Source organism: Flavobacterium hibernum, from assembly GCF_000832125.1.
Lineage (GTDB): Bacteria > Bacteroidota > Bacteroidia > Flavobacteriales > Flavobacteriaceae > Flavobacterium > Flavobacterium hibernum.
This window is the reverse complement of record NZ_JPRK01000025.1, coordinates 1-10,876: the sequence shown is the minus strand read 5'-3', so window position 1 is coordinate 10,876 and position 10,876 is coordinate 1. Positions and strand designations below refer to the sequence as shown.

Here is a 10,876-nt window from a genome sequence, read left to right as displayed (position 1 = left end):
CCCTTTATTTGCATTTACAAGCCTTTTTCTAAACTATTTTTAATCTTTTTTATCTCTTTTTCTTAACTCTCTGATAACACTAAACTTAACTTTTTATATTTTTGAACTTTTGAAAGGTTTTTCCGTAACTGTTTATGCTTTTTGTAATTTTTGCTTTTATAAAGGGTGCTGTTTTGTTGAATTTTTAGATTTCTGGAAAATTATGAAGAGATTTGCCATCTAAATTATAAAGTACAATAACATCTCTATCAATCTCGCAAAGACGCAAAAGCGCAAGGTTTTGGTTTTATCCTCAATATAATCCATAAATACTCCTTCTGGAACCTCTCTCCTAGCCCCGATAGAAGTGGAAATCCTTTTGCGCCGGGGTTCGGCACAAAAGATTGAAACGCATAGCGGGATTAAGCTCCTTATTAATACTCTTATTATATATAGATATAAAAAACAAACCTGTCGGGTTGTGGAATCAAAATCTCTACTTATATATAAGTAGAGATTATTTTCTGTTTTCAATATAATGAAATTCCGTAATTATTCATTCTTTAAAACCTGTCGTCAAATTTTATTTCAATACTGTATCGCAAATCTTATTCAATAGATCGCTTCTCATTTTTGAATTTCTTTGATTTAGCAATATTATTATACCCCAATTTTTAGTTCTATTGTAACATATAATTGTCGATTGCCCCATAGAGTCGCCAGATTTCATGTAAAGTGTATTCTTTTCATCTGCTACAATATTTGTTCCTAATCCCATTTCTCTTTTTTCGTCTTTATAGAAGACTTTCTCTGTTTCTATTGCAGCTTTACCTATAGTAGTATCTTTATTTAAAACTTCTTTTAGAAATGTAATCATATCAGAGGCATTAGATTTTATTAATCCGGCTGGAGCTGTAATATTCCATTTAAAGAATTCCTGAATTCCACCATTTGGATTATGTGCAACCGTTCTATTTTTAACTTCAAAATCTTTGGTTAATGTATTTGTAATTTGTAAAGGGTCAATTATTTTGTCTCGAATAATTTCGTCATAACTTTTACCATACACATTTTCCAATATTTGTCCAAGTAGTGTATATCCTATAGTAGAGTATCTATATTTGCCATAATCTTTTAATTCGCTACAATTATTGATTATCATTATCAATGTTTGTCCATCAACACTACTTACAGGCTGTTGCGGATTTAGTTCTATTAATTTTCCAAAATCTATATCCGGCAAACCTGATTGGTGAGATGCCAGATCTGAAATCTTAATTTTATTTTTTAAATTTTCATTTAACACATATCCTTTTGGCAGGAATCTATCTATATAATCATCGACTTTAATTTTCTTTTCGCTCACTGCTTGCGCTATTAAATTTGAAGTTAAAATTTTAGTTATAGACGCTAATTCGAATATGGAATTTTTATTAATTTTTATTTGACTTCCCTCATTTAAATTACCATATGCTGTATAATATTCTTCGTTATTATTAATAAAACCGACGCTAATACCAATTTCCGGATTTCTTTGATAATTATCCTTTATTATTGAATCTATTCTTCTAGAAATATCTTGTCCAAAAGAAAAGGTACTTATTAATAATAGTGCTGCTGAAAATTTTAAAGAAGTTTTCATTGTATCGTGTTTTTACGTTAGTATTTTATTTCGATACAAATATGCGACGCAATTTAAACCTGTGCGACCGAATAAAAATATTCGAACGCATTTGTTCTGAATTATACGTACGAGTACTCTTATTGAAAAGTACGAGTAATTACAAAACGCAGTATTACAATGAATTAAAACTCATTTCAAATGCGATGAAGAGATATTCTTTATACTGCGCGAAAAGAAAAATTCAAACAAAATATACTTGATAATCTAAAAATATTACCATAATTCATGTATTAAGTTTAAATAAATAATTTAGATGAAAACTATTTTTTTGTTAAAACTAAACGAAATGCAATATTGTCTTAAAAAAATTATGAAACTGAACTTGATTGTGAGGTGAAGTAGAATTACTATTTATGGTAATTTGTTTCTTTAATGGTAATGTATTTTTTAAATGAAGCATAAGATCTTTAACGCTTTCTTTTTTTGTTTTGTAACCGTCTAACAAAACTAAATCATGAATTTCTTCCATAAAAGAAACATTTGTTTGCAATTGTTTATCAAATAAACATACTAAAACATTTGCGCCTCTTTTATTAAGTTTTAAAAATTCAATTAACTCGGTTTTATCATAGGTTACATATATAAATCGATCAAAACCTAATAATTGAGTTTGGTGATTTATCTTGGTTGAAGTTTCTGTGAATTGAAATTCGTCTACAAGTTCTTTTTTAAACATTTTTAAGAACATTCCTTTGCCATCTTGCAATAAAACCTTTTCCTTTTTCATGATCAATTTCTTTACTGAAGTTATTAAACATCGTAATTTTCATTTCTCTTTTTAAAGAAATAAAATGTATGCAAAGGTATTTTGACTTATAAATCTCTTTTGTCACTATAAGTTATTTAATAGCAACAATAGGACTTTTATTTATTAAGCATTATTTGATTTGACTAGAATAAGAAACAAAAGAGACCGCTAAAAAAGAAGCGGCCTCAACAAAATATAAAACTTGTAAAGATTAATATTTTATAAAATGAAATCTATCCACAAACATTAGTCCTATTAAGGGAATTGGCTTTCTTTTTTGGTTAACCGCATTTAATATACCAAAAATCAAAACGATCAAGATAATTGCACTTAATATTAAAAACAGAGTTGAAATTATTGGATCAACTGGAAATATCGGAATAAAAATTAGACCAAATATTACGCCCAAAATACCTAAACCAAATGACTGTTTTAAATGATATTGTGCAAAAGACGATCTACCGCCATTGTGATATACTACGAAAGATATTATCCAGCCAACAATTGTTAAGTAGCTTATAATTGAAATGGTTTTTCTATTCATTTTACTTTAGCTTATATATATAATTTTATAAATCTGTGATTATAAATTCGCTTCGCCTATTCATTTGATGTTGTTCTTCGGTACAAATTACACCATCTGAACATCCATTTATCAGTTGGGTTTCTCCATAACCTTTTCCTGTTAATCGATCTGATGATATACCATTTTTTTCAAGCCATTTTATAGTTGACTTGGCTCTTTTATCAGATAATATTTCATTATAAGCATGTGTTTGACGACTGTCTGTGTGTGAACGAATATCTAATTTCATTGACGGATATTGCTTTAGAACATCTAATATTTTTTCTAAATCTAATTCTGCTTCTGTGCGAATATTCGATTTATCTAAATCAAAATAGATCATTTTTATTCCGAAACATTTTCCCAAATCATCACCAATTGTAACCCGACAGCCTTCTTTTTCTAATGCAATTGGCAAATTAGTTTTACCACTTTTAGATTCAATAATCACATTAACTTCTTTGGTTGTATAATCTGATTTTTCGGCTCTTACATTATAAATTTTTCCACATTCTACAGAAAAACTGTAATATCCTGTTTGATCTGAAATGATGGAATTTTTCATTACCATTTGATTGTCGTATAAAGAAACTTTTGTTTGTGGTAAAATAATTCCAGTTTCAGCATCAGTTATAATTCCGCTCAATTCCTGTAAACATTTTAGTTTTCTAGTTTCTAAAAATTTATAAATATCATCAGAACCTTCTCCTCCCTCTTTATTAGAAGAGAAAAAACCTCTTCTGGATTTTGTATCGATTATATAAGCAAAATCATCGTTTGGTGAATTGATATCACCACCTACATTTTGGATATTACGCACTCCGTTTTGATTTATTTCTCCAACAAAAATGTCTAAACCACCAAGCCCTGGATGTCCGTCTGAAGCAAAATATATTTCATTTTCCTCGGTAACAAAGGGAAATGTTTCTTTTCCTTCAGTATTTATTGAACGTCCTAAATTTTCTGGAGACCCAAATACTCCGTCACTATTAATACTTACTTTATAAATATCCGATTGACCAAATGTTCCAGGCATATCTGATGCAAAATATAATGTTTTTTCGTCGGGACTAAGTGCTGGATGGGCAGTGCTATAGTTGTCACTATCAAAAGGAAGTTCTATAATATTCGTCCATTCGTTATTCTCTAGCGTTGCTTTGTATATTTTAATTAAGGTCGTTTTTCTCTCGTCTTTACCTTTTTTACCGTCAATGTAATTGTTTCGGGTAAAATAAACTGTTTTTCCATCTTTTGTAAAAACTGGTGTCGATTCGTGAAACTTAGAATTTATTTTTGATTCAATTTTTTTAACAGCTTTTGGATTAAAGTTTTCGTCTAGATCAGCCTCATAGAGATTAGTAAAGTGCTCGCCCGTCCATTTATGCTTTCGCTGATTAAAATTACCTGTATCTCTAGCCGAAGCAAAAACTATTTTATTTACGTGAAATGCGGTTCCATAATCAGAGTATTTACTATTTATTCCTGCGTTTTGAATAATATAGCGTCCCGAATTGGCTTTAATCTGATCTATATAATTCTTATTACTTTCATACAATTTTCCTCTCGAATCATTTTTCGATTTTTGGTTGAATAATTCAAGTATTTTACTGGCTTTGGCTATTTCTCCATTTGATTTTAATGATTGTGCATAGCGATAATAATATTCTGGTTCGACTTCTACGTTCATGGCAAATAATTCGCCATACCATTTAGCAGCTTTTTCAAATTCAGAATTAAAATAGAACGAATTTGCCAGCTTTTTAAATAAGTCTTCAGATTTGTATCCTTTCTCGGCCACACGCTCGTAAGTTTTAATGGCGTCGATATAGGCATAATTATCATATTTTTTATCCCCAGCATTAATTTTTGATTGCTGTGCATAACCTTCAAATGAAAAAACATTTATTATTATAAGGTATAGGAGTATATTTTTATTCATATTACAATTTTAGAAGAAACGTGGTGTTGTTATTTTTCCATTATTTTTAAAGAATTCATATCGGAGAAAAATCTCGTGCGATCCTGAATTGTAATTGTTTAAGCGGGTTGTTTCGCGATCGTATGCATATCCTATGTAGAGTCCATCACTTACCTGAAATCCTGCCATGGCACTCAGCGCGGCACTCCATCTATAAGCAAGACCCACAACAAATTTGTCGTTAAACATAAAGTTTGCTGAAACATCTACTTGTAGCGGTGCGCCTTCGACCATCTTAGCTAAAACGGCTGGTTTAAATTTTATGTATTGGTATTTATCTAAATCGAATACATAACCTCCTATTAAATAATAGTTGATTTTATCTTTATATATAGCAATATCATTGTCGTTATAACGATTAGTTTCGATAAAATTTGGTACTGATAGACCTATATAAGCTTTGTTTGAATGCCAATAAACTCCTGCTCCAACATTTGGAGAAAACTTATTGTTTAAATCCTGAAATTGTGGATCCCCCTGATTTTCCGGATTTAATTTATTAATGTCAAGATTAAATAAATTGGCTGTTCCTTTTATACCAAACGATAGTTTAAAATCTGCGGATGTTTGTACGGTATACGAAAGGTCTGCCGATAATGTATTTTCATTTGTTGGTCCAATTTTATCATTGACTAGTGAAACTCCTACTCCTAAATTGCTATTGTTGATTGGTGAATTGACCGAAAAGCTACTTGTTTCTGGCGCACCATCAAGTCCAACCCATTGTGTACGATATAAACCAAAAATACTCAGTGCTCCTCTAGATCCGGCATAGGCAGGATTTACATTTATGGTGTTGTACATGTATTGTGTAAACTGCGCGTCTTGTTGGGCTGTACACAAAATGCTTGTTAAGATCATAATCGCAGTGAAAAATTTTATTCTCATGTTTGTCTTTTTAAATATTCATTCAACACGCTCTTAAAAGTAGTTTGTGTTTTTGAAATATTGATTTTTCATTTTTTTTGCTTCAAAAAAACTATTCTCTGTTTAAATACAGATATCCTGCTTTTTTTACGGTTTGAGACTTTGCTCCTGAATATTTAAAATTTAAGATGTAGAAATAAGTCCCTGTTGGCAACATTTTATCCTTAGATATTGTTGTTCTACCTTCTGAGTAACCTCTGAAAACATTTCCGTTAGAATCGTAATTATTGGTTTCAAATACCTTTACTCCCCAGCGATTATAAATCTCTACTGTATTATCTGATGAACATTCTGTTAATCCATCAATTTTGAAGTAATCATTTTTATTGTCTCCATTTGGCGAAACTGCATTATAAATAGTTAATGTACTGCAAGGCAAAACAATACTATCATCAACCCTTGCTGTTGTAAACACATTATATCCAGAGACATTTAATGGTGTTGTAACTGTTTTTTTATCGCTATCGACAACACCGCCTTCATCTATCCACAGCTTTTGTGCAGCATCCCAACGAACAATATGAATTGAACTTTGAGGAGATACTACTATTTCTTCTGGTGTAGTTGATGTTTCGTCCCAACTTAGGGTTAGCATAACATCTGAATTTCCTTCTGTTTTATCTAAAGTCCAGTATTCTTGATTATTTATAAACGTAATTCCGGTTGTTTTATCATTATGCGGGTACAATACATCTGAATTTTCATAAAAATATTTCCCAGTGAAACTGCTCAATATTTCTGTTGGTGCCGAAATACCAGCAAATCGATACTTGTTTTTATCTCCTATTGGATAAATAAAAGCATCTTTTCCATTTTTTTTCACTTTTCCATCTACAAAGCTATTATCGCTAACATTAAAAGATTCGGCACCTTTTTCAAAAATTAATAAGCCTCCGTAATTATCGTCATCAACAATTCCTTTTTGAAAATCTGCTTTTCCAGATATACTCACTTCATTAGATAAAAGAAATGCTGGTTGTACATTACTATTTTTAAATTCGGCATTATACCATTCCATTGGTGAACTACCTGAAATTTCCTGTACTCCTGATATTCCTCTCATTCTCGTTATTCCTTTTGTAGAACCTGTCGAAAAAGTAACAAGACCATCATTATTATAATGACTATAAATAAAAAAATCTCCATCATTAAATAAATTACCACTATTCTTATTATCCATGGCTCCAACTGTAGACATAATTGTGCCCTCGGCTATATACAAATCACCTGTGTTGACTGTTTGTGCTGTTATTATTCCGCTAAAGAGTGATAAAAAAGCGAAAAGAATATTTATTTTTTTTGATTTCATAGTTTACTGTTGTTATGTAAAGCTCTTGAATTACGATATACTTAAATTGTAAGTTGTTTTTCTGACTATTCAAACATTTTATAAAAATTGACAACTAAACCTGACTGGTTTGTTCTTGTTGGCACATTGGTTGTTGCCCCAGAACCATGCCTAAGCAATACTTTTACCACTGTAGAAGTTGCGGTTAGCTTGAAAACAAATGAAAAACTATAACCCTGAACACTTGATCCTCCATCATTTGAAATACTTGATACAGTTTTAACATCTGTTAATAGTGTATTTGCTGAATTTACTATTCCTGCGTCAATAACATAAAGATGTTTATCGCTTATAAGATAGTTAGACGCTGGTGCTGTAGGCGAAAGACAATCCATAGAAATGTCAACTTTATAAGTTCCTGCTGGCAATGTAATATCTGTTCCATTTGGATTCGTAATCCCCATTGTATTAATGTATGTGGTTTGCGCCGTTGTAAAACTTATATAATTGTTTGATGTGCCGTTAGGTATTAATTGTTTAGACTGATCTGTCTGATCTGCATAATAAGTACCTGAAATTTTAAGGTTTAAGATTTTATCCATCTCACTGTTGACAATCATTCTATTCCATTTTTCTCCATCCCAATAATAGTATCCACGGGTAAAAGTTCCCCCTTGATTAAAAATTAAAGAACCATTTTGTGGATTAGCAACTGGATTGCTATTATCCGCCAAACTAGTTAAAGTATACTGAGGTGTTATTACACCACGATCTGTAGCTGTAATATCTAAAGCCGCAGAAGCATCTGGTGTTCTTGTGTTGATTCCTGTTTGAGCAAATAAGCTAAAACTACATAAGCTGATTACTAAAAATATAACTGCTCTGATCATGGTAATGATTTTTCGATATTTATAAATGCATTATCTATGTTTATATTTCCTGTGTATGTTCCGCCAGTTCTTCTTGCCAATTGAAATTGAAATGAATCCGTAGAAGTTAACTCAAAGGAAAAAACAAATGTTGTCGCATGCTTTCTGTCTCCTGATGTATTCGAAATTTCATTTAATTGAATTTCTGATCCCAGAGCCTTACTTCCATTCCATAATCTACCAGAATAAAAATGCGCTTGAGTTTTTGTCGTTGTACCAATTCCATTTGTTGCTGTTTCGGATGTAGAAATATTAAAACTAACATTTACTACATATTTTCCCGGTTGCAATGTTATCGTACTATTTCCATCATCTGATATACCAATTCCTGAGTTATTAAAAAATTTTGTAAATCCTGTAATATTCGAATAAGTTGTAGAAATTGTTTTTGTTTCTGATATTGTTTTAGTAAAAATTGCATTTACTACAGAGTTTTCTCTAGTCGCCATTAAGCTCCAAACACCATTGTCGAATATATAATAACCCGGTAATTGTGTTGTTCCAATATTGTATACAATTAATCCAGCGGCAGGAGATACTATGGGATTTACTTTATCAGCCAAAGTTGTTAAAGCAACTCTTGGTGGTAAAAAAGCTTTTTTAGCGGTATTGTTAGATAGATCTAAAACTGCAGAAGCATCACCGTTTTGTGCATTCACTATTGCTCCTCCTTGCCCAAAAGTTAACACAGGAAGCCCTATTATAACTAAAAGTATTAATATTTTTAAAGCTGCTTTCATTATTTTAGTTTTGTTAATTTATAATATGAACCACTAGGAATAATGTACACCAAATCGTTATGTGATGATCCTAATCTTCGGCCTAATGCTACGGTTAATCGCGAAACTGGATTATTAACATCGTCTGGCAATGTAAAAGTGGTAATAAAGGTTACTCTATGATTTTGATTTGCCTGAGACAATACGCCTCTTTCTACCCTCGCAGAACTTACAGTTGTTCCCGCTGATAGTGTACGAGCAATAATATCTGCATAGTAACCCATATTATAGTAAGTTGTACTGGTTAAAACTGATCCTCTTCCTAAATCTGGTGCTGGAGCTGTTATCAAAAAAGAAATTTCAATCGTATACACTCCTGATCCTAAATTAACAGTTAGTACACCTGCTGAGTTTCCAACATCAAGATGAGGCATATACCCTGAACTCTGAATAACCAAAGCATTTCCGTTTGAATTATTGAGAGATGTACTACTTCCAGCGTCTAAATTATTAAGCGCTCCAAAATTTGAGCCTGTGATACCAATTACTGCTGTTTTTGGTGTTTCCTTAAAAAATAAGTGTGCATTCCAGCTCCCTAACCCTGAGTTTGCTGTTGCATCCCAATGAAATAAGGTTTTTTTTGTTAAATTATTCGTATTATAAATCAACAATCCATCTTTTGGTGCAGCTACCACTGGAGTTTTTACCGTAATATCAGGAACACTTAAACGGGGAATTAATAAACCTTTATCGCTGGCAGATATCTCTGTATTTGCAGATGCATCTGGATTTCTCGTATTTATTCCCGTTTGAGCATTCGACTTGAATACAACTATAAGAAGTACTAAAGAAATTGTAATTATTTTTTTCATGATAATCTTTTTATAAAGGAGAATTACAGGAGGATATTCCTCCTACAATTCATTTTTATTTATTTCTTAAGTAACAACTTCTCAAGTTTCTCTAAACGATCGTTAGTTTCTTGTGCAGTCTTTTTAAGAGAATTAATTTCTAATTGCTGTTCGTCAATTTTTTCTTTTTGCTCAATAGTATGCAAGTAAAGCTCCTCGATTTTTTCTAAACTTTCTATCGATAATTTTGTAATGTCGAATGTGTAACCATTCTCTCCTTTTCTTAGATCATCAATTGAAGCAACACCTGGCAAATGATGGTTTGCTTTAATGAATTCTTTGATATAATTTAAAGATTTAAATTCATACTCGGGATTGATTAATGATTGACCTATAAAGTACTTTTCGAATACATAATCGGCATAAACACTATTGGCTGTCCAAATTTTTCCTGTGGTAGAAATATCACCTGCCACATGAAATTTAGGTGTAATTGTCGCTGTTCCTATAGCAAAAGAAGGAATTGTACTTGTACCTATCGCAACCGTTCCTGTTTGATAAATATTCTGGGCGTTAGTTGTTGCTTTTGTTAAACTTCCTTGCACTTGCCATGGTTCTAATGTTGTAATATCTAAACCTACTGTTGATGATGCTACACCATTGACAGTTGAGATAATACTATTTCCACTCATAATTAAAGTATTACTATTGATGATATTGGCTGTTGGACTTAAACTATTAACCGTACTGGTAAGTAAATTACCTGTCGAACTTAATGAATGAGCAATCGTTTGTGGTGTTGATGGGCCTGCCGGACCTTGTGGTCCTGTAGCCCCAGTATCTCCTTTTGCTCCTGCTGAACCCGTTACTCCTATTGGACCTTGAGGACCTACAGCTCCGGTATCTCCTTTTGCTCCAGCTGAACCTGTTAATCCTATTGGACCTTGAGGACCTACTGCCCCAGTATCTCCTTTTGCTCCAGCTGCACCAGTTGAACCTATTGGGCCTTGAGGTCCTGTAGCTCCAGTATCTCCTTTTGCCCCAACAGCACCAGTTGAACCCGTTACTCCTATTGGACCTTGAGGGCCTACAGCTCCAGTATCTCCTTTTGCCCCAGCAGCACCAGTTGAACCCGTTACTCCTATTGAACCTTGAGGACCTACTGCTCCAGTATCTCCTTTTGCTCCCACTGAACCTGGTACTCCTAT

10 protein-coding genes are annotated in these 10,876 nt (G+C 32.2%); all 10 read right to left on the bottom strand.

The window, feature by feature from the left end; all coding sequences use genetic code 11:
• Positions 1-562: 562 nt before the first annotated feature.
• Positions 563-1,621, bottom strand: coding sequence for a serine hydrolase domain-containing protein (locus IW18_RS21585; RefSeq protein WP_041520279.1), 1,059 nt, complete (start codon positions 1,619-1,621; stop codon positions 563-565).
• Positions 1,622-1,940: 319 nt separating this feature from the next.
• Positions 1,941-2,390 (bottom strand): hypothetical protein, encoded by a 450-nt coding sequence (locus IW18_RS21580; protein ID WP_123902598.1) that lies wholly within the window; start codon positions 2,388-2,390, stop codon positions 1,941-1,943.
• Between the two features lie 232 nt (positions 2,391-2,622).
• Complete coding sequence (locus tag IW18_RS21575) at positions 2,623-2,955, bottom strand: hypothetical protein (protein ID WP_041520277.1); 333 nt, start codon at positions 2,953-2,955, stop codon at positions 2,623-2,625.
• Between the two features lie 25 nt (positions 2,956-2,980).
• Positions 2,981-4,915, bottom strand: coding sequence for an OmpA family protein (locus IW18_RS21570; protein ID WP_041520276.1), 1,935 nt, complete (start codon positions 4,913-4,915; stop codon positions 2,981-2,983).
• 9 nt (positions 4,916-4,924) lie between these two features.
• Positions 4,925-5,842, bottom strand: a complete 918-nt coding sequence (locus IW18_RS21565; protein ID WP_041520275.1) for a PorP/SprF family type IX secretion system membrane protein — start codon at positions 5,840-5,842, stop codon at positions 4,925-4,927.
• Positions 5,843-5,933: 91 nt separating this feature from the next.
• On the bottom strand, positions 5,934-7,190 hold the full coding sequence (locus tag IW18_RS21560) for a gliding motility-associated C-terminal domain-containing protein (protein ID WP_041520274.1): 1,257 nt from the start codon (positions 7,188-7,190) through the stop codon (positions 5,934-5,936).
• Between the two features lie 65 nt (positions 7,191-7,255).
• A complete protein-coding gene (locus IW18_RS21555; protein ID WP_041520273.1) occupies positions 7,256-8,059 on the bottom strand; it encodes a hypothetical protein in 804 nt (267 codons plus the stop codon).
• Complete coding sequence (locus tag IW18_RS21550; protein WP_041520272.1) at positions 8,056-8,838, bottom strand: hypothetical protein; 783 nt, start codon at positions 8,836-8,838, stop codon at positions 8,056-8,058. Before IW18_RS21550 ends, IW18_RS21555 begins: the two co-directional genes overlap by 4 nt.
• Positions 8,838-9,689 carry a hypothetical protein gene (locus tag IW18_RS21545; RefSeq protein ID WP_041520271.1) on the bottom strand — a complete coding sequence of 284 codons (852 nt, stop codon included), beginning with the start codon at positions 9,687-9,689 and terminating at the stop codon, positions 8,838-8,840. Before IW18_RS21545 ends, IW18_RS21550 begins: the two co-directional genes overlap by 1 nt.
• Positions 9,690-9,748: 59 nt before the next feature.
• Positions 9,749-10,876 (bottom strand): collagen-like domain-containing protein (locus tag IW18_RS23305; protein ID WP_052480268.1); only part of this gene is annotated, 1,128 nt, incomplete at its 5' end.

What these genes read in the sequence shown, in the direction of transcription:
- IW18_RS21585 (WP_041520279.1), bottom strand. Translation starts at nt 1,621, where the DNA reads ATGAAAACTTCTTTAAAATTTTCAGCAGCACTATTATTAATAAGTACC.
- IW18_RS21550 (WP_041520272.1), bottom strand. Translation starts at nt 8,838, where the DNA reads ATGAAAGCAGCTTTAAAAATATTAATACTTTTAGTTATAATAGGGCTT.
- IW18_RS21560 (WP_041520274.1), bottom strand. Translation starts at nt 7,190, where the DNA reads ATGAAATCAAAAAAAATAAATATTCTTTTCGCTTTTTTATCACTCTTT.
- IW18_RS21555 (WP_041520273.1), bottom strand. Translation starts at nt 8,059, where the DNA reads ATGATCAGAGCAGTTATATTTTTAGTAATCAGCTTATGTAGTTTTAGC.
- IW18_RS21580 (WP_123902598.1), bottom strand. Translation starts at nt 2,390, where the DNA reads ATGAAAAAGGAAAAGGTTTTATTGCAAGATGGCAAAGGAATGTTCTTA.
- IW18_RS21575 (WP_041520277.1), bottom strand. Translation starts at nt 2,955, where the DNA reads ATGAATAGAAAAACCATTTCAATTATAAGCTACTTAACAATTGTTGGC.
- IW18_RS21565 (WP_041520275.1), bottom strand. Translation starts at nt 5,842, where the DNA reads ATGAGAATAAAATTTTTCACTGCGATTATGATCTTAACAAGCATTTTG.
- IW18_RS21570 (WP_041520276.1), bottom strand. Translation starts at nt 4,915, where the DNA reads ATGAATAAAAATATACTCCTATACCTTATAATAATAAATGTTTTTTCA.
- IW18_RS21545 (WP_041520271.1), bottom strand. Translation starts at nt 9,689, where the DNA reads ATGAAAAAAATAATTACAATTTCTTTAGTACTTCTTATAGTTGTATTC.